The following is a 19,401-nucleotide window of genomic DNA, read 5'->3' as shown; positions in this document are numbered from 1 at the left end:
CTTTGGAATCCCCCGCTATAGCGCAAAGCGCGTTTAGCGGTGGGAGGATGTCAAGGAGATTATATTTCCGATACGGTTACGAACTTTACGAACTTGTAGCTTAAAGCTTTTGATGAAAGAATAGAAATATTAACAAAAATTAAGTTGGAGTCAAGGATTTATGGATCGAGGCAAATTTGTCGCTGTATTGACAGGTGCAATTTCAATTCTAATCGCGATCGCTTATTTAGTAATCGTTCAGTTGCTTGATTTTCGCGGTGAGATGATTCCCGCCCCCGTAAGTCAATTACCATCAAGTCATCTTGTCAGCATATTTAATTAAGAAATCCGTATTAACACCGCTATATAAAATTAAACAGTTATCAAATCTGTGGGTAAACACTATGGCAAAGTCGCAACAACCCGCTTATCTTGGATGAGTTAATTTAGTTGCTGGCAGAACACTCCATGCTCAGGGATGCTAGTCAAAAGCAAGTAATTCAGAAATTTTCATTTATTGAGAGTTTAAATTTATCTCAAAAATTGAAATCAGGCGATCGAGTCCCCCAAGACATTAATGTTAATCAGGCTTTTAATTTCTTACCTCCATCAAGCCTTAAATCTTCTGGATCGACTCCAAGAGAAGCTACTAAAGCAACTCTAAGCCAAGAAGATGCTGCTATTATAGCTGCGGTCAAAACCGCTAACCTGGCTCATAATTCAGATCTACCCCACTCTGATAATTCTTATCCTGGCATCGCCGAAATAATCAAATATTCTGATTTGAATTATCGATCCCAGGAGTATCATCCAAAAAACCCCAATTACTTAGGAAAAATCTTATTTGCGATCGCTGTTAGCTACTGTCTGTTTGTTTTATGGTGGTTATTTGGACATCAGGGTAGCAAATTTATTACTCGCATGATGGGAGGAAAACATATTACCTTATCCCAATCTGATGTTGAATTTATCGATCGTCTGGAGCGATCTCTCGATACCATAGATCGCCAGTTGGAAGCGCAGAAATCTAGTTCTGAGGAGGAAGACAAAGTTGTCTATATTCCCGTGTATACTCCCAGCAATAATACACCTACAATTTCTGCTCCCGCAACTATCCCTCAGACTCAATCCTCAGCAACCTTTCAAGAGAAACTTTCCCCCTCTCCAGAAGCTCTCAAAATCCCCGCACCACCACCACTACCCGCCCCTACCCCCACTCCTTCAGCAGAAACGTCTACCCCCCAAGAATCGGCAAAAATAGCAGCAATTGCTAGTAAACCAACAGTCAAACATACTTTAATTGGTATCTTAGAGCTTGGTGGTGGTAAATCTGCTGCATTGATTAAAGTCAATGGTCAAACTAGACGATTTTGGTTGGGAGAAGAGATAAGTAGTAGTGGTTGGACTTTAGAATCTATTACCAATCAAACTGCCAAAATCAACTATCAAGGAGAAGTTCGTTCTATTGCAGTGGGAGAAACGTTCTAAGATATTAAAGAACGAATCTAAGATCTAAACAGCAGTAATATGGGCTTATTTGATGACATCAATAACTTTCTAGAAGAGAGATTGGACGAATTTTTGCGTAATAATCCTCATTTGGAATTACAAGCAATTGAAGAACAGTTACTAGAACAAGAACAGGATACTAAAAAACTGATTGCTAAATTACAACTAGAAGAAAAAAGTCTTCAAGATCGGATATTAGAAATTGCCACTAGCATTCAAACTTGGCACGGTAGAATAGGCAAGGCAGAAACAGCCAAAAGACCCGATTTAGCTGGTGCTGCAAGAGAAAGAGAAGCAGAATTACTCAGACAAGGAAATCAAATTTGGGGACAGATGGAAGGAGTGAAACAACGCACCACGAAAGCCAAGGAATTGTTGGTACAGATTAAGCAAAAACGAGAGGAAGTCAAAACTCAATCTACACAAGCCAAAACTTCTCAAACTAGCAGTCAATATTCTAGCGATACCGTAGGTTGGGATCGGGGAGCAAATTCTGCTTCTAATAGTCGCAATGGAGATCCTTTAGAAGCAGAATTTCAACAATGGGAAGTAGATGAAGAATTAGAAAGAATTAAAAGAAATATGAATAGTAAAACGTCGTAATAATGTTAAGGTTACTTATTTAAGATTATTCTTGGCTTCGTGGGCTACCTGTTCAGATTCATCATCTGCCAACTTAGCAATCACAGCTTGAGCTTCATCGCCCCCCAGTCTACCCAACGCTTGAGCCAAACGATAGCGTATTTGCCAGTCTTCATGGTCTACAAAGCTAGATAATAAAGGAATCGCGCGGGTATCTCCCAATTCCCCCATCGAGCCGATGGCGGCAGTTTGTAGGAGATTATTATTAGAATTGAGAGCTTCTGACAAAAGATCGAAACCGCGAGGATCACCCAACTCTCCTAAAGCAGCAACAATACTGAACTGTACTAGCCATTCTGATGTATCGTGGTAGACATTAGCTAAATCTTCAAAAGCTTCTACCAGTTTTAATCCGCCAATAGCATCTGCTGCTGCTGCTTGGACATCTGGCTCTGGATCGTTAAATAGGCGATCACGTAATATAATAAGAGACTGGTCTTTATTTTTGACTCCCAAAGTATCTAACTGACTTACCGCTGCATAACGCACGCGAGTATTATCATCGGTTATTAATGATTTGACCATAGCAAAAGCTGTTTCTGGCTCAATTTCACGCAGTTGATTCAAACCTCGAATACGCATACCAAAGTCTTCTGAATCAAGTAACTCTTTGATTGATTCTGGTGTAATACCCATAGTTAAAAAATTGATAGTTAAAAAATTGGTTTAAAATTTATCGCTCTAATCAAGAAATCCTTACTCTGCTGCCATCATCTTGATGACATCTCCCTGGGTAATAATGCCGATTAACTTCGAGTCATTATCTACCACAGGCAAACGTCGTACCTTCTTGTCGTGCATGATCCTGGCTGCTTCTCTAACCAACTGACTACCTTTAACTGTAGTCGGGCGATCACTCATTGCCTCCTCTACTGTTTGACCCAAAGCTTTGTGTACTTCTTCGTTATGTTTTAGGGGATTTTGGAGATAAATCACGCTATCGAGAAACATCACATAGGGTGGCGCATCGACTCCCGTAGCCTGCCAGGTTAAATCAGTTTCGGAAATAACTCCGACCAACTGTCCGTTTTCATCTACAACTGGTAAACCACTAATTTCTTTTTCTGCTAATATCTGTATCGCTTCTTGTAGAGAAGTTTGGGGAGATACCGTAGTAGGATTGGCAGTCATGATTTCTGCAACAGTTTTATTCATCTTCAATATTGAATTAATCGTATAATTAGCTACCACTTCTTAATTCAATTTATCGCGAATTGACTGGATTTAAACCAAAACTGTCACCATTATTAATTTTTATGGGACAAGTTTGAACTAATACAGGGCAATCTTTGCCCCATGTTATTCCCAACTTGCGATCCATCAATTTGACTTAGCAGTCTACTGTATAAACCCACTCTTGATATTTGGGTTCTTGGTTTTCCGTAATTGCTATTAGTTTTTGTTTGATTTTTTCCGTAATTGGTCTACTAGTAGATAAATGATAGCTTTCTATTTGTTTGACGGGAGTTACTTTAGCTGCCGTACCGCTTAAAAATACTTCGTCAGCGATCAATAATTCAGTTTTGTCGATCGCTCTTTCTTCTGTCTCTATACCCATATCCTGGGCTATAGTCAGCACGCTATCTCTAGTGATACCTTCTAAAATATCTTGATTGAACCCAGGGGTAATCAATTTCCCATTACGCACCATAAAGATATTCATTCCCGAAGCTTCGCAAACCTTGCCTTGGGTGTTCATCAAAATTGCTTCATCAAAACCCGATTCCACCGCTTCAGTTTTAGCCAAAGAAGAAGTGATATACGCACCACTAATTTTACCGCGCAGGGGCAAACTACGGTCTTCTTGACGATACCAAGAACTAATCCGACAGCTGATACCTTCAGGGGGTAAATAGTCGCCTAATTCCAAACCATAGATAAAAAAGTCTTTCTCAATTTTATGCAATCGAGGTGCAATGCCCAGATCGGAAGTATAGACGAAAGGACGAATATAAAAAGATTTACTGGGCTTATTCTTTTTAACAAAATCAATGATTATATGCTGAATTTTATCGGCGGGTAAATCATAATTAAGCAGCTTGGCACTATCGCTCAATCGATTACAATGACGGTCTAGTCTAAATAATAATATTTGGTTGGGATTTTCTGGGTTCGGAATACCGCGCATGCCCCCAAATGCTCCCGTACCGTAGTGTAAAGCGTGGGTAGCAATAGAAATATTTGCTTCTTTAAAAGGAACAAATTTGTTTTGAAAATAAGCGATATCTAAAAAATTGTGCATTGTTTAACTACTAATATTATATGAATAAGGCACGGCTTATCTCTTCCGATCTCTTCTGATCGTTGTTGATTAATTCCCCAGCCATCCAGTCAAATTTTGCTTTTGTTGGTCGGATAAATTATCTTGGATTGCTATTTTATAACTGCTTGGTGGGGATTTTGCCAGGGTAACAGCCAGGGTTTTCAATTCATCTTGATGAAAAACTGTTACTTGAATTGTGTCATTAACTTGATAATCTTTCAGCCTATCATTCAAAGACTGGGCATCTACTCGAATACCATTTATAGCTAACAGTTCGTCCTTAGCATCAATTCCAGCTGAGGCTGCGGGAGATTGGGCTGCTACAAATTCAATTATCTCTTGATTGTTTTCTGACTGTAATCTGATACCCAGATAAGGTATGTCCGACTCCTCAACGGTTTTCAAGTGTAAGCCAAAAGGGTCAAGATAGTCATTAAAAGGCAATTCTTCTGTGGTTTCAATATAGCGATGGAAAAAATCATCTAAATTATCTTCTGCTACTTCAGCAATAGTGTCTCTGAGTTGGGTTTCGCTAAAACCAATTTCATCCCGTCCAAAACGTTGCCACATCAAAGCCATCACATCATCAAGGGATCGGGTATTATTATGTTTGGCTCGAATTAGTAAATCTAGCAACAGTGAAACTAGCTGTCCCTTGAGATAATAAGAAATCTGATTGTTATCGCTATAAGCATCGCGACGATAAAGTTTGATCCAGGCATCATAACTAGATTCCCCTAAAGGCTGTACGTTGCGCCCAGGGATATTGAGATATCGATTAACATCCTTGCTCAGACTTTTAAGATAGGTTTTGCGATTATAAATACCCGCCCGCAGAGGAATTAAAATATCATAATAGCTAGTTGTTCCTTCACAAAACCAAAGCGAGGTAGTGTAGTTTTCCCTTTCGTAATCAAACTTGGCTAAAGCTTGGGGGCGAAGTCGTTTGACATTCCACAAGTGAAAAAATTCGTGGGCGACTAGTTGCAGAAAGCGTTGGTATTTCTCGCGATCGCGAAAGCCAAATCGGGGATAATTTAAAGTACAGCTATCTTTGTGTTCTAAACCGCCATAACCGCTACCCGATAGATGAAGCAAAAATAAATATTGTTCGTAGGGTAAACCACCAAACATCTTCGCTTCGACTTCAATTATCTTGGTTGTATCCTTAATTGCTTGTTCAGGTTGAAAATTTCCCTGACTCCAAACAACCCAAGAGTGAGGTTTGCCCAATACTTCAAAATCATATATTTGCTGGGTGCCAATTTCTACGGGAGTATCGACTAAAGTATCAAAATCTGGCGCCATAAATACATTCTCTTCTCCTGCTAAAGCTGGTAAAGTAGTGCTAACTTGCCAATCTGCTTGAGGTGGAATAACTTTTAATTTAATTGGTTCTTGTTCTAGATTGGGGATAAAGAAAAATATAGCTGCACCATTGAAATAACCATGAGTACCATCCAAATGATTGGTTCTCACAGTTAAATCATTAGCATATAAGCGATAGCTAATTTTTAGTTGGGAATTGCTTTCAGTGGCGACTTGCCAATGATTCTTACTTAATTTCTGACTGGCTAAAATTTTCCCTTTGCTATCTCGCGCCGTAAAATCTTGTATATGTCGGGCATATTCCCTCACCAAATAAGAGCCTGGCGTCCAAACTGGCATCTTTAAGTTTAAAACTTCTGATTGCCAATCATTAACTTCTAAAGTTACCTCAAATAGATGAGAGGCTGGTTGGGGCATAGCAACTTGATAATAGAGAGTTGCTGATTTATGGGTAGGTTGGGGCTGACGAATAGCGGTGGCTTCAGTCATTAAAATCTCTAGACCAAATTAATATAAGGACGCAGACTAATATTTTATCCACATCTTGCCGATTACCCAAATTAATAGAGTTAACTGTTGTTAGGGTCTAGTTTGTAGTTAATAGTTAACTGTTCTACTGATTCCTTGTTCTTTGGTTCTCTACCATTACTGGTATTACCTTTATCTCCCGAACCTTTATCGCCTTTATCGCCTTTGAAGTAGGATTCTAAGCCTTTAATCATAATGTAAAGAGAAGGAACTAAAAACAGGGTTAACACCGTGGCAAAGAGCATTCCACCGAAGACTGCCGTACCCAACGACCAACGACTAGATGCCCCCGCACCAGTAGCCACCACAAGGGGATAGAAACCAACCAAACTAGAAATAGCAGTCATCAAAATGGGACGAAAACGCTCTTGTCCTGCTTTAATTGCTGCTTTAGCATTACTCAGTCCTTGCTCTTTTAGCTGGTTGGCATATTCTACAATTAGAATGGCGTTTTTACTTGCCAGTCCAATTAACATTACCAAACCTACTTGAACGTAGACATCATTGTTAATTACTGGCCAAATACTACCAGCTTGGAGAATGTTAGCCCGCAACCAGATAGCTGCGATCGCTCCTAATACTGCCAAAGGTACGGTAAGCATAATAATGATGGGGTCAACATAGCTTTCATATTGAGCAGCTAGTACTAAGAATGCCATCAGCAAGCCCAAGCCAAAGATCAGCCCTGCCTGTCCTCCTGCGGATTTTTCTTCTAGGGCTGTACCCGTCCACTCATACCCCAAACTAGTAGGTAAGATTTCGGCTGCAACTTCTTCCATGGCTTGAATTGCCTGTCCCGTACTATAGCCAGGGGCGGGAGATCCTTGGATTTTAATCGCGCGGAAAAGATTGTAGTGGGTAATGGTTTGTGGCCCAGTAAATTCTTTTAGGTTCACTAATGTACCCAATGATATTTGTTGCCCGCTAGCTGAAGTTACATAAAGCTTGCTAATATCTTGAGGGTTAGAGCGAAAATCGCCGTCAGCCTGGACGTATACTCGATACTGTCTTTGTCCGAGAACAAAATCATTGACATACTGGGAACCTAAATAAGATTGGAGGGTGGCAAAAATGTCGTCAATATCGACTCCAATAGCTTTAGCGCGATCGCGATTTACTTCTACTTCTATCTGGGGCGTATTGGCTGCAAACTGGGTAAAGGCTGCACCAATTTCGGGTCGGGCGTTAGCTGCGCCAATCATTTTATTAGCGTTTTCGACTAATACTGAGATGGGTAAGCCACGACGATCCTGTAATTGAAATTCAAACCCCCCAAAGGTACTCAAACCCCTTACTGGAGGTGCATTTACTGCAAAAGCCCTTGCCCCCGTGATACTTTGGAATGAGCCATTGAGACTACCGAGAATAGAATAGATTGACTGGTCTTCTTTTGGTCTGTCTGACCAAGGTTTAAGTTTGCCAAAAACAAAACCCCGACTGCTACCGTTACCTTCAAAGCCAAACCCACTTAAAGCAAAGTAACTTTGGATATCTGGTACTGCTGCAATTTTTTCTCCCACCTGTTTCATGATCTCCTGAGTGTAGTTGAGAGATACACCATCGGGGGCTTGAACAATGGTAAAGAAGTAGCCCTGATCCTCTTCAGGGATAAATCCTGTGGGTACGAGATTATATAAGAAATAAGTAAATACAAGCAGGGCGGTAAAGCCAGCTAAGACAAAGGGACGGACGAATTTTTTGGTCAAAAAAGTAATCGCCTGAGTATATCTTGCGGTAATCCAGTCAAATACCCGATTAAAGAGGTTGAAAAACTTACCTAAAAGACCTCTTCTTTCTTTGGCTGGGCGCAATAAGATACCCGCCATAGTAGGAGAGAAGGTTAAAGCGTTAAAAGTAGAAAGAGCGATCGCAAATACAATCGTCAAGGCAAACTGTTTAAAGATTACGCCTGTAGATCCAGGGAAGAAAGACACGGGAATAAATACCGCAGCTAATACTAAAGATGTGGCAATTACCGCCCCACTTAGTTCGTTCATCGTATCGATCGCCGCAATACGAGGCTTCATTCCCTTTTCGACTTTTGTGGCGATCGCTTCTACTACTACAATTCCATCATCTACTACTAACCCTGTAGACAATACCATGGCAAATAGAGTTAGGGTATTAATTTGGAAACCAAAGATATTCAGGAAAGTAAACGCACCAATCAAAGATACGGGGATGGCGATCGCTGGAATGATTGTTGTCCGCCAATCTTGCAAAAAGATAAAAATAATTAAAACTACCAGCAATACCGCCTGAACAAGAGTTTTAATCACCTCTGTCATAGATACCTGGACAAATTCGGTGGTATCCAAGGCAATTTCATACTCCATCCCTGGGGGGAAGTTTTGAGCAAGTTCGGCGACAGTTTCTTTTACCGCACTCCCCACATCTAAAGCATTACTTCCAGGAAGTTGGAACACCCCCATACCTACCGCTGGTTTACCCTTAAACTCTGCCGAGGTATCATAATTTTCTGCTCCCAACTCAGCCCGACCAATATCTTTGAGCTTAATTAAGTTACCTTGTTCTCCCGTCCCCACAACCAAATTATCAAACTCTTCTGCACTCTTTAATCGACCCGAAGCGCGGAGAGTAAATTCAAATCTTTGATCGCTTTGAGTTGGCTGTTTACCGATACTTCCCGCACCTACCTGAATGTTTTGTTCTTGTAGGGCATCAACCACATCTTGAGAGCCTAAATTACGAGCTGCTAAGGCATCGGGATCGAGCCACAGACGCATAGCGTATTTGCGTTCGCCAAAAATAACAGCCCTTCCTACCCCTTCAATTCTTTTAACTTGGTCGAGTAAATATAAATCGAGGTAGTTACTTAAAAACAGGTCGTCATATTCGCCATTTTTGGCATAAAAAGCAATCCCCAGTAACAAGTCTGGGGAAGATTTTTGTACGGTGACACCAGTTTGCTGGACGCTTCCTGGTAATTGGGGTTCGGATAAGGCAACTCTATTCTGAACGTTTACCTGAGCAATATCGCGGTCTGTATCTGGAGGGAAAGAAACCACAATATTACTAATACCATCATTACTAGTATTAGAAGAGATGTAGCTCATGTTTTCCACACCGTTGATTTCTCGCTCAACAATACTGGTGACGTTGGTTTCTGCGGTTTCTGCATCTGCCCCAATATAAGCCGAGGAGACTTCAACCTGAATGGGGGCTACCTGGGGTAACTGGGAGATAGGCAACATCGGGATGCTTATTCCTCCAATTAGCACGACGATAGCAGCGCAAACCGTTGTTAGGACTGGTCTTTTAATAAACGTATCGGCGATACTCAAGAGCATGATTTACTTTGTGGTGTTGGGATTGGTTGGTTAATTTAAGTAATGAGTAATGAGTAATGAGTAATGAGTAATAAGTAGTAGTAGTTGTTTATTACTCATTAGTTACTTCTTGGCTGGTAACTGTTTCGGCATTAACTGGCGTACCATCTGCTAGATTGAGAATGCCAGAGGTGATTAGTTTGTCTCCTGGTTTCAAACCAGAGATTATCTGATAAGACTGTCCTTGAATTGCCCCTAATTCAACGGGGCGTTGTTCTGCTACCAGGGCTTTTGTACCGTCTTCTTGTTCTTTTTCTTTGGCTACAAAAACAAAAGTTTTTCCAGCAATTCGAGAGACTGCGACGGTAGGTATTAGTAGCCCAGAATCCTCTGACCAAATGATTCTTGCTCTAGCAAAGCTATCGTCTTTTAGTTTGCCGTTATTATTAAACGCAGCTTTAACTAGAATTGCCTGACTGCTGCGATCTGTTCTAGGAGAGATAAAACTAACATCCCCCTCGGCGATCGCATTTCCCTGGCGATCGATAATTTCTACAGGTAAACCTATTTTTAATTTCGATGCTTGTTCTAGAGGAACACCAATTCTTAGTTCTAAAGCATCATCTTGGGTAATACTAGTAATTTGCTCCCCAATATCAACATAATCTCCTACTTTGGGCTGGATATTGCCCACTTCTCCATCTATAGGTGCAGTGATGCGATTAAAGTCAAGGTTGTCTGTGGCAATACCTACTCTAGTTTCTGCCTGTTTTAATGCTGCCTGCTGTCCTGCGATCGCCGATTGTGCCGAAGCGACTCTCTCTTTACTGGCATTAAGGGCTTTTTGACTGGAATTGAGGGCTGCTTTGAGGGCATCTATTTGAGCCTTGGCTGCGTTTAAATCTCTGGTGCTATTGTCTAAAAATTGTTGGGACTCTGCACCCTGTTCGACTAGCATTTTAGCTCTATCCTGATTAGTTTTAGCTAATTCCAATTCTGCTTCTTGCTGTCTCAAATCTGCCTTACTCTGTTCTACTTCGGCTTCGGCTTCGGCTACTTCTGCTTCTACGGCTCTTAATTCTGCTTCTGCATTACTAACATTAGCTCTTTGAATATTAACTTCAGACTCGGCTGCGTTGACTTCTCCTTGCTCTCTGGTGAGCTGCATTTGAAGGATTAAGTCACCTTTTTTAACCGTATCGCCTTCTTGTACGGCAATCTCAATCACTCTACCATCTACTCTAGGAGCAAGAGCTACTCTTTGTTTGGCTTCTATACTACCGACAAATTCTGAGCTAGACTGAACCTTATCATCACTCAAATCTTTTACTTCCACAGCCACAGGAGGAGGAGCTTGAACTTTTTCTGGCTGTTTGCCACAGGCAGTAGCAATCAATAAAAGCAAAGATATACCCATAGCTTTTCCAAACTGGATACTATTATGTGTCATAAAAATATAAATAAATGGTTAAGACTTTGTTTTAATATGACGTAATAAGACTCTTTTTTACAAGTAGGTACAAGATAGTACTATAGTTACCTAATGGTTCCCAAAAATAATCAAGAACCTCTACTCAATAAAGATTGTCCATTGCGTCAAGTGATTAACATCATTGGTGACAAGTGGACATTGCCTGTTCTGTATGTTTTGACCCAAGGTACAAAAAGGTATAGCGAACTACAACGGGAGATACCAGGAATATCGAAAAAAATGCTGACTCAAACATTAAGAAAGCTAGAGTCTGACAAAATTCTAAGGCGAAAAGTTTATCCCGTCGTCCCTCCCAAGACAGAATACAACTTGACTACTTTTGGTGACAAACTAATTGAACCCTTGTGTGTGCTAGCTGATTGGGCAGAAGCACATCAAGATGAATTACAGATGATATGCGATCGCCGAAATCAAAGCAAATAGATAAAATACTTACTACTTAAAATTAGGTTAGGCTACGTTTAGATTTCTTTCCAGATATTTTAGATATGAAAATTGGTAAATTTCAACTCTTTGATCCCTCAAGTATGGGTTTGTCTGTGATGAATCTGTATATCATCAAGGAGTTAACCTTGCCATTTTTATTTGGCATGGGAATTTTTACCTCTTTGGGTTTGTCTATTGGTGCGGTGTTTGAATTAATTCGCAAGGTGACAGACTCAGGGCTATATTGGGGCGTGGCGTTTAAGGTTTTACTCCTAAGAATGCCTGAATTTATTGTCTTTGCTTTTCCCATGTCAATTTTATTAGCGACTCTGATGGCTTACAGTCGTCTTTCTAGCGATAGTGAATTAGTTGCTTTAAGGAGTATTGGAGTAAATGTATATCGTTTAATTATGCCTGCGATCGCTTTTAGTTTGTGTATCGTAACTATTACTTTTTTCTTTAACAACTTTGTTGCCCCTGCTGCCAACTATCAGGCGGAGGTTACTTTAAAACAAGCATTGGGTAAAACTCGCCCCGACTTTGAAACTGAGAATATTTTGTTTGATGAATATCAAAATATTGAAACAGAAGACGGCAAGACAAAAGAAGTATTAACTAGATTGTTTTATGCTGAAGAGTTCGATGGAGAACAAATGAGAAACCTGACTGTATTAGATCGCTCCCGCAGATCTGTCAGTCAGATTGTAGTAGCTAGATCTGCCAAATGGAATGTATTAGAAAATATCTGGGATTTTTATGACGGAACTATTTATTTAGTAGGTGTTGATGGTGCTTACAATAATGTAGTGCGCTTTCAGCATCAACAGTTAGCTTTGCCCCAAACTGCTTTAGATATTACTAAAAAGGGAAAAGACACCAATCAAATGAATATCTTTGAAGCACGAGAATATCTAGAAATAGTCAAGCATAGTGCTGACGAACAAAGAATTCGTAAATGGCAAGTTCGCATTCAAGAAAAAATGGCGATTCCTTTTGCTTGTTTAGTTTTTGCTCTCATTGGTATGGCATTAGGAATCAAACCGCAAAATTCTGGAAAAGCGACAAGTTTCGGTATCTGTATCGGACTTATTTTTGGTTATTATTTATTATCTTTTATCAGTCAATCTTTAGGAATTTCAGGAGTTCTCCCGCCTTGGGTAGCAGCTTGGCTGCCTAACTTTCTTGGCTTAGGAGCAGCGAGTGGACTGCTTGCTCAGTCTGTAGATTAATGTACCCTGACACCTATAAAAATCCTGGAGACAGTGTAAAAAAGAAGCTCAATCTATCTCGGCAGCGATCTTAATCTATGATTAAGCTTGAAGTGAACAAGAATACTGTTTAGGTTTTAGATGGTAACGGAAAGGATATTAGCAGAATATGCATTGGGGAAAAGAGACTTTTCTCAGACAAGTTTACGAGAAGCTGAATTAATCAACGTAGATCTCAGTCATATCGATCTTACCGCAGTAGATTTGCGACAGGCGAGACTGGGTAAAACTAACTTTAGTCATAGCTGTTTGCGTTCGGCAGATTTGAGCGAGTCCATACTTTGGGGTACAGACTTAAGCGATGTAGATTTATCACAAGCTACCTTAAGGGAAGCCGATTTAAGTGGCGCAATATTAACCAAAGCTAATTTAGAGCAGACTAATTTAGTTAAAGCTATTTTAGAGGGAGCTAATTTTACTAGTGCTAGGTTATGTCATGCGTTGATGATTGAGGTAGATTTGAGTCCAACTTCCGACTGTCGTACTAATCTTAGTCAAGCAGATTTAAGCTATGCCAATTTGAGCTATGCCAACTTAAGTATGACTCTTTTGTATCAGGCTAAATTAGACAATGCTTGGCTATGTCGAGCAAATCTAAGCACAGGGAGTAGTGGAAAAAATCTCCCTACTGATTTGACTGAAGCGAGTTTGCGAAATGCTGATTTGAGTTATGCCAACCTGACGGGGGCAATATTACATCGGGCAGATTTGACGGGAGCAGATTTAACTGGGGCGGTGTTAACCGATGTTAATTTTGAGCAAACAATAATGCCCGACGGGAATATTTATCAACCACAATAGGGCGAAATAAATTTTAGAATTTATTTATAAATTGAACTTTATTCAACACAAGTAGTGGTTGAAAAGTTAAAACAATCTTGATTATGGCGAATAGGCGGATAGCTATAGTTTTTTGCTGGTTAGATGCGTTATATCTAAATTAAGTGATTAATTAAATGATTAAATCCTCACCAAGTTATCAACTAAAAGGTTATCTGGAAAACAACTGATTGTATAGACATCATTTATATTTTTCAGTAATAGAATTCTGATTGCCAATTACTATGAGATACAAGAATGTTTGACAACCTACTTCCGCCTCTCAACGATCACAATTTACCCTACCCTGATACGATCCATCCCATTGTGGTTCATTTTGTAATCGCGATGGTGTTATTTGCTTTTGTCTGTGATGTTGTGGGCTACTTCAGCAAAAACTACAAACTTTACGAAGTTAGCTGGTGGAATATGTTTTTTGCTACTATTTCGATTTTTATTGCTATTGTTTTTGGACAGGTTGAGGCAGGATTGGCGATCGCCTATGATGCGGTCGAACCAATTTTAAACCTGCACAGTATTATTGGTTGGTCGTTGTCGGGAATCATTGCTGCAATTACCGCTTGGCGTTATGTAATTCGTTCTCAAGACCCAAAAAAAATGCCGATCGCTTACTTGGGCATCGGATTCTTACTCACAGGTTTGGTCTTCTATCAAGTATATCTCGGCGATGAATTAGTGTGGGTCTATGGCTTGCATACCGTCCAGGTAGTTGAGGCTGCCAAGGAAGGACTTCTTTGAGAGTAATTAATAATTAATAATTAATCAATGAATCCAGAATTAATCAATCAATTACAGCTAGGGGTAAATGGACTCCCCTATAAAATCCCGATGCATCCAAATTTAGTCCATCTCACTTTGGGCTTATTTATCATTGGCATCGCCTTCGATATTGTCGGGGTATTATTTCCCTTTGATAAAGTTGTCTTCAAATTTTTGGCTATTCCTGCTACCCGCGCTAATTTCTTTGATGTAGGTTGGTACAACATGCTGGGGGCAGCGATCGTTACTTTTTTTACCGTAGCCTTTGGCTTTTATGAAATCATGCTAGTCGGCTCAACCCCAGATATTAAGAGTGCTTGGGGCTTGGGGGCAATGGAAACCATGCTGTGGCATGGCGTAGGTGGAGTGATTCTATTAGCAGCAATTGTGGGCATGACGATCTGGCGAGGTTTTCAACGCTATGTCTGGCGCAACGATACCAGTAGGCAAGTGCAGTGGCGATATTTATTAGTGGGCTTAATAATTTTCTTTGTCATGTATCTCCACGGTACTCTAGGGGCGCAACTGGCTGCGGAATTTGGCGTTCACAACACCGCAGGTAATCTACTCCGTATGGGACAAGACCCTAATGTATTACTTAAATGAGGTAGGTAGGTGAATATCAAAAAAACTGTTACTTTAAGTGCGATCGCTTTATTTTTAATCGCAGCCAGTGTTTGGATGGGAAGAGTTTCCTATTCTTGGTTTCCCCCCCAAGCCTCAGCAGAAGCTATTTTATATGACGATCTTTTTAGCATTCTGACTGCTATTGGTACGTTCATTTTTTTAGGCGTTACCCTAGCTATTGGTTACAACATCATCTTTCATCGCGCTGGTAGATACGACACCAGTGACGGGCCTCCCATCGAAGGCAATTTACGTTTAGAAATACTTTGGACTGTCACTCCACTACTAATTGTTATTGGTTTGGCTGCTGCTAGTTATCAAACCTACGACAAAATGAATTTACATGGTGCGACAGAAATTGCCCATTTGCCTCAAGTCATGGAATCAGCTTATGCAGATACGGGCATAACCACCGAACCCATGACTAAGATCGAAGTTGATTCCAAACAGTGGGCATGGGTGTTTCGCTATCCAGAGAAAAACGTTACCAGTACGGAATTACATTTACCCGTAGACCAAAGGGCGCATTTAAAATTGCGATCGCAAGATGTGATTCACGGTTTTTATATCCCCGCCTTTCGCGTTAAGCAAGATATCATCCCTGCCAAAACTATTGACTTTGAATTTACTCCCATTCGGGAAGGGAAATATCGTCTGAGAGATTCCCAATATAGCGGGACTTACTTTGCAGCGATGCAGGCAGATGTGGTTGTAGAATCTCCAGAAGATTACGATCGCTGGTTAAACCAAGCAGCAAAACAAACTCCCACCCCTGCCCCCAATCAAGCAGCCAGCGAATACGCCAAGAGAGAACAAAAAGAGGATTCCGCAGGTTGGCAAACCGTAGTACCTGCCCCCGCGCCAATGGTTAATTATCATCCGTAATTTAAGTAATAAATAATAAATGACAGTCACCTCAAATCCCGAACAACTCATCCCCGAAACCCCTCCCAACTGGCGCAAATACTTCAGCTTTAGTACCGACCACAAGGTAATCGGTATTCAATATATAGTTACAGCATTCTTTTTCTTTCTCCTGGCTGGGGTATTTGCCATGATTATGCGGGGAGAATTAATTACCCCCGAACCAGATCTTCTAGACCGTACTGTGTATAACGGCTTATACACTATGCACGGCACAATTATGCTGTTTGGCTGGACTTTTCCCGTCCTCTCTGGATTTGCCAACTATCTCGTACCCCTAATGATTGGTGCCAGGGATATGGCTTTTCCCCGTCTTAATGCTGCTGCATTTTGGATGATTCCCGTCGTTGGAATCTTATTGATCCTCAGTTTTCTTGTCCCTGGAGGTCCTGCCCAATCTGGCTGGTGGGCGTATCCCCCCCAAAGTTTACAAAATCCTACGGGCAATTTAATTAATGGTCAATTTATCTGGCTACTAGCAGTAGCTATCTCTGGCGTATCTTCCATCATGGGGGCGTTAAACATTGTTACTACAATTGTTAGAATGCGCGCGCCAGGAATGGGTTGGTTTAAAACTCCCGCTTTTGTCTGGACGGTATTAGCAGCCCAATTGATTCAACTCTATGGCTTACCTGCTTTAACGGCTGGTGCAGTTATGCTATTGTGCGATCTTTCCGTCGGTACGGCATTTTTCGATCCCGCCCAGGGAGGCGACCCCGTATTATTTCAGCACTTTTTCTGGTTTTATTCTCATCCCGCCGTGTACGTCATGGTTTTGCCCGTATTTGGCATTTTTTCGGAAGTATTTCCCGTCTATGCTCGTAAACCTCTTTTTGGCTATAAAATCGTCGCAGTATCTTCTTTAATCATTACTGGCTTAAGCGGTATCGTTTGGGTACACCATATGTTTGCTAGCGGTACTCCTGGCTGGATGCGGATCGTATTTATGGCGAGTACCATGCTAATCTCTGTACCTACAGGGATTAAAGTATTTGCCTGGGTTGGCACAATTTGGGGCGGGAAGTTGCGTCTCGACACTCCTATGCTATTTGCTTTGGGCGGTTTGATTAACTTTGTCTTTGCAGGTATTACGGGCATCATGCTATCTTCCGTACCCATCGATATCCACGTCAACAACACCTACTTTGTAGTGGGACACTTCCACTATGTCCTTTATGGCACGATCGCATTTGGCATTTTTGCAGGAATTTACCACTGGTTTCCCAAAATGACGGGGAAAATGTACTACGAAGGTTTAGGAAAACTCCACTTCTACTTAACCTTTGCAGGTACAGCCCTCAACTTCTTACCGATGCACCCCCTCGGTTTAATGGGAATGCCTCGCCGTGTCGCTTCCTACGATCCTGAATTTGCCTTTTGGAATGTGTTGGCTAGTCTGGGAGGATTCTTACTCGGCATTTCCACAATTCCTTTTATCCTTAACATGGTTAGTTCTTGGACTTCGGGTAAGCCCGCAGGTAATAATCCTTGGAAAGCGATCGGTTTAGAATGGCTGGTTTCTTCTCCTCCCGAACATGAAAACTTTGAAGAAATCCCGATAGTTATTGCCGAACCCTATGGCTATGGGAAAGATGAGAAGCTGACAGAGAATTTAGGCGGGTAATTTTTAAGTAACAAGTAGCAAGTAGCGAGTAGCGAGTAGCAAGTAAAAAGTAATAGGTAGTGAATAATAATTATGACTAGTTTAGATCCAACTTTAAACCAAGAAAAGTTAACTCAATCCAGTCAAGTAGCCCACAAGCATGAAGAAGAAGATAATAGAATGCTGGGCTTTATTATCTTCCTGCTATCTGAAAGTGTAATTTTCCTCAGCTTTTTCGCAGGATATATTGTTTATAAAACTACTGCCGTTGATTGGTTGCCCCCTGGTGTATCGGGGTTAGAAATTAGAGAACCTGCTATTAATACTGTCATTCTAGTTTCTAGTAGCTTTGTAATATACATTGCCGAACGATTTTTACATAAAGAAAATCTTTGGGGCTTCCGCATCTTTTGGCTACTAACTATGGTAATGGGTAGCTATTTCCTCTATGGACAAGCTGTAGAGTGGCAAGGTTTAGAGTTTGGTTTTACCTCTGGGGTTTTTGGGGGAATTTTTTATTTATTAACTGGCTTTCATGGTTTGCACGTTTTAACGGGTGTACTGCTACAAGCCATCATGTTAATCCGTTCTTTTTTGCCTAATAATTATGCAGGAGGACAATTTGGCGTAGAATCAACTTCTCTGTTTTGGCACTTTGTTGATGTGATTTGGATTGTTTTGTTTATTTTGATTTATGTTTGGCAATAATATTAAGTCTGTTTCATTGGTTCTGAAAAAAATATAGTTAGTAAATTTCTTAAGCCTCACGCGAAGTCGCAAAGTCGCAAATTAAAGCACGAAGTTTTTATTAAAAGTAATTAAAAGGGCTTCATAGAACATTAAATAAACTGTGGCTATATCTATAGAATTTGTATAAATCAATCTAGGTAATAATTGTGAAATATTTAATTAGACCTGTACTACCTACAGGTGAAGAATTTCAAGAAATTGTTGAAGATGAATATAAAAAAATTACTCAAGCGAGAAAATTAGCTTGGGATATTTTATTAGTGAAAGAACATTTTTCTTATATAGTTAGAAATTTTTCATTACTAGAAAATAAAATAAAGAAAATTGAAACTAAAGCTAATAAAGATTTGAAAAGTGATTCAGAGGGCTTCTATAAGAAATATAGCAATGGTGACTTCAGCAGAGAAAATACTCATATTCTTAATTTACTCGTTATAAATTTGCTCACTACTTGTAGAACATATTTAGAGTTAGATTTTGTTGATAATACTGGGTTGTCTAACAATGAACAAGGTAAGTAACTGCTATCAAATTATTTGTCAGTTTTGTAAAGACTTTTTTTATACGATCGTAAGCCAGAATTAATATTTGATTCGGAATGCCATAAATAAAATATTAAACATAACAATAAAAAACAACATGGAAACTAAAACAACCGAACAAGCAGCCAAAGAATTAGATAGTTTAATCGAACAGGTAGTTACTGATACTCAACCAACAATTATTAAAAACGATCGCGGTAGTCAAGTTGTTGTGATGCCTTTGAGTGAATTTACTGCATGGCAAGAGACAATATATTTACTATCAAATCCTGCCAATGCAGCCCATCTTCTCGGTTCAATTAAATCGGCGCAAGAAGGTAAGTTCATCGAAAGAGAACTCATTGAAGAATAAAACTTACATTTACAGAAGCAGCATGGGCTGATTATTTATGGTTTCAACAAAATGATAAAAAGCTACTTAAAAAAATTAATGCTCTAATCAAAGATATTCAACGAAATCCTTTTAATGGAATTGGCAAACCAGAAGCTTTGAAAGCAAATCTTTCAGGTTATTGGTCGCGACGTATTAATAGCGAACACAGACTGGTTTATCAAATCGCAAAAGACAGCATTTTGGTTGTAGCTTGTCGTTTTCATTATCAAGATTAGACCGAAGTAATAACCGAGAAC

General features: G+C 40.2%; 20 protein-coding genes. 14 read left to right on the top strand and 6 right to left on the bottom strand.

What is annotated here, in order from left to right:
- The first annotated feature begins 160 nt into the window (after positions 1 to 160).
- The 3 genes from I4641_RS15670 to I4641_RS15660 all read left to right on the top strand — a co-directional run bounded on the left by I4641_RS15670 (position 161) and on the right by I4641_RS15660 (position 2,091).
- Positions 161 to 322 carry a hypothetical protein gene (locus I4641_RS15670; protein ID WP_229641494.1) on the top strand — a complete coding sequence of 54 codons (162 nt, stop codon included), beginning with the start codon at positions 161 to 163 and terminating at the stop codon, positions 320 to 322.
- 107 nt (positions 323 to 429) lie between these two features.
- Complete coding sequence (locus tag I4641_RS15665) at positions 430 to 1,467, top strand: hypothetical protein (protein WP_229641493.1); 1,038 nt, start codon at positions 430 to 432, stop codon at positions 1,465 to 1,467.
- Between the two features lie 39 nt (positions 1,468 to 1,506).
- Complete coding sequence (locus I4641_RS15660; protein WP_229641492.1) at positions 1,507 to 2,091, top strand: TIGR04376 family protein; 585 nt, start codon at positions 1,507 to 1,509, stop codon at positions 2,089 to 2,091.
- A gap of 15 nt (positions 2,092 to 2,106) precedes the next feature.
- Here I4641_RS15660 and nblB read toward each other — a convergent pair whose 3' ends face one another.
- From nblB to I4641_RS15630, 6 genes are all read right to left on the bottom strand, one after another.
- On the bottom strand, positions 2,107 to 2,766 hold the full coding sequence (gene nblB / locus I4641_RS15655) for a phycobilisome degradation protein NblB (RefSeq protein ID WP_229641491.1): 660 nt from the start codon (positions 2,764 to 2,766) through the stop codon (positions 2,107 to 2,109).
- A 60-nt stretch (positions 2,767 to 2,826) separates the two neighbouring features.
- Positions 2,827 to 3,285 carry a CBS domain-containing protein gene (locus I4641_RS15650; protein ID WP_229641489.1) on the bottom strand — a complete coding sequence of 153 codons (459 nt, stop codon included), beginning with the start codon at positions 3,283 to 3,285 and terminating at the stop codon, positions 2,827 to 2,829.
- A gap of 175 nt (positions 3,286 to 3,460) precedes the next feature.
- Positions 3,461 to 4,372, bottom strand: coding sequence for a branched-chain amino acid transaminase (locus tag I4641_RS15645; RefSeq protein WP_229641488.1), 912 nt, complete (start codon positions 4,370 to 4,372; stop codon positions 3,461 to 3,463).
- Between the two features lie 69 nt (positions 4,373 to 4,441).
- On the bottom strand, positions 4,442 to 6,211 hold the full coding sequence (locus I4641_RS15640) for a M61 family metallopeptidase (protein ID WP_229641487.1): 1,770 nt from the start codon (positions 6,209 to 6,211) through the stop codon (positions 4,442 to 4,444).
- Positions 6,212 to 6,291: 80 nt separating this feature from the next.
- On the bottom strand, positions 6,292 to 9,561 hold the full coding sequence (locus tag I4641_RS15635) for an efflux RND transporter permease subunit (protein ID WP_229641486.1): 3,270 nt from the start codon (positions 9,559 to 9,561) through the stop codon (positions 6,292 to 6,294).
- 91 nt (positions 9,562 to 9,652) lie between these two features.
- Positions 9,653 to 10,990 carry an efflux RND transporter periplasmic adaptor subunit gene (locus I4641_RS15630; protein WP_229641484.1) on the bottom strand — a complete coding sequence of 446 codons (1,338 nt, stop codon included), beginning with the start codon at positions 10,988 to 10,990 and terminating at the stop codon, positions 9,653 to 9,655.
- Positions 10,991 to 11,083: 93 nt separating this feature from the next.
- Between I4641_RS15630 and I4641_RS15625 the strand changes: the two genes are divergently transcribed.
- The 11 genes from I4641_RS15625 to I4641_RS15575 all read left to right on the top strand — a co-directional run bounded on the left by I4641_RS15625 (position 11,084) and on the right by I4641_RS15575 (position 19,380).
- Positions 11,084 to 11,455: a winged helix-turn-helix transcriptional regulator gene (locus tag I4641_RS15625; protein WP_229641483.1), complete on the top strand. Its 372-nt coding sequence runs from the start codon at positions 11,084 to 11,086 to the stop codon at positions 11,453 to 11,455.
- A 65-nt stretch (positions 11,456 to 11,520) separates the two neighbouring features.
- Positions 11,521 to 12,687 (top strand): LptF/LptG family permease, encoded by a 1,167-nt coding sequence (locus I4641_RS15620; RefSeq protein ID WP_229641482.1) that lies wholly within the window; start codon positions 11,521 to 11,523, stop codon positions 12,685 to 12,687.
- A 120-nt stretch (positions 12,688 to 12,807) separates the two neighbouring features.
- A complete protein-coding gene (gene hetL, locus I4641_RS15615; RefSeq protein WP_229641481.1) occupies positions 12,808 to 13,527 on the top strand; it encodes a heterocyst differentiation pentapeptide repeat protein HetL in 720 nt (239 codons plus the stop codon).
- Between the two features lie 276 nt (positions 13,528 to 13,803).
- The gene (locus I4641_RS15610; RefSeq protein WP_229641480.1) at positions 13,804 to 14,304 is read left to right on the top strand and encodes a DUF2231 domain-containing protein; all 501 of its coding nucleotides are present in this window, start codon (positions 13,804 to 13,806) and stop codon (positions 14,302 to 14,304) included.
- Between the two features lie 27 nt (positions 14,305 to 14,331).
- On the top strand, positions 14,332 to 14,931 hold the full coding sequence (locus I4641_RS15605; RefSeq protein WP_229641478.1) for a DUF2231 domain-containing protein: 600 nt from the start codon (positions 14,332 to 14,334) through the stop codon (positions 14,929 to 14,931).
- 9 nt (positions 14,932 to 14,940) lie between these two features.
- Entirely contained in the window at positions 14,941 to 15,837 is an 897-nt protein-coding gene (locus tag I4641_RS15600; RefSeq protein WP_229641477.1) for a cytochrome c oxidase subunit II, read from the top strand.
- 19 nt (positions 15,838 to 15,856) lie between these two features.
- Positions 15,857 to 17,500 (top strand): cytochrome c oxidase subunit I, encoded by a 1,644-nt coding sequence (gene ctaD, locus I4641_RS15595; protein ID WP_229641476.1) that lies wholly within the window; start codon positions 15,857 to 15,859, stop codon positions 17,498 to 17,500.
- Positions 17,501 to 17,572: 72 nt separating this feature from the next.
- Entirely contained in the window at positions 17,573 to 18,187 is a 615-nt protein-coding gene (locus I4641_RS15590) for a cytochrome c oxidase subunit 3 (RefSeq protein WP_229641474.1), read from the top strand.
- Between the two features lie 188 nt (positions 18,188 to 18,375).
- Positions 18,376 to 18,750, top strand: coding sequence for a hypothetical protein (locus I4641_RS15585; RefSeq protein WP_229641473.1), 375 nt, complete (start codon positions 18,376 to 18,378; stop codon positions 18,748 to 18,750).
- 118 nt (positions 18,751 to 18,868) lie between these two features.
- Entirely contained in the window at positions 18,869 to 19,123 is a 255-nt protein-coding gene (locus I4641_RS15580; RefSeq protein WP_229641472.1) for a type II toxin-antitoxin system Phd/YefM family antitoxin, read from the top strand.
- Complete coding sequence (locus I4641_RS15575; RefSeq protein WP_229641496.1) at positions 19,120 to 19,380, top strand: Txe/YoeB family addiction module toxin; 261 nt, start codon at positions 19,120 to 19,122, stop codon at positions 19,378 to 19,380. Before I4641_RS15580 ends, I4641_RS15575 begins: the two co-directional genes overlap by 4 nt.
- Positions 19,381 to 19,401 lie beyond the last annotated feature (21 nt).

The sequence above is a fragment of the Waterburya agarophytonicola KI4 genome, assembly GCF_020640915.1.
GTDB lineage: Bacteria > Cyanobacteriota > Cyanobacteriia > Cyanobacteriales > Xenococcaceae > Waterburya > Waterburya agarophytonicola.
This window is presented reverse-complemented; position numbering and strand designations above follow the sequence as displayed.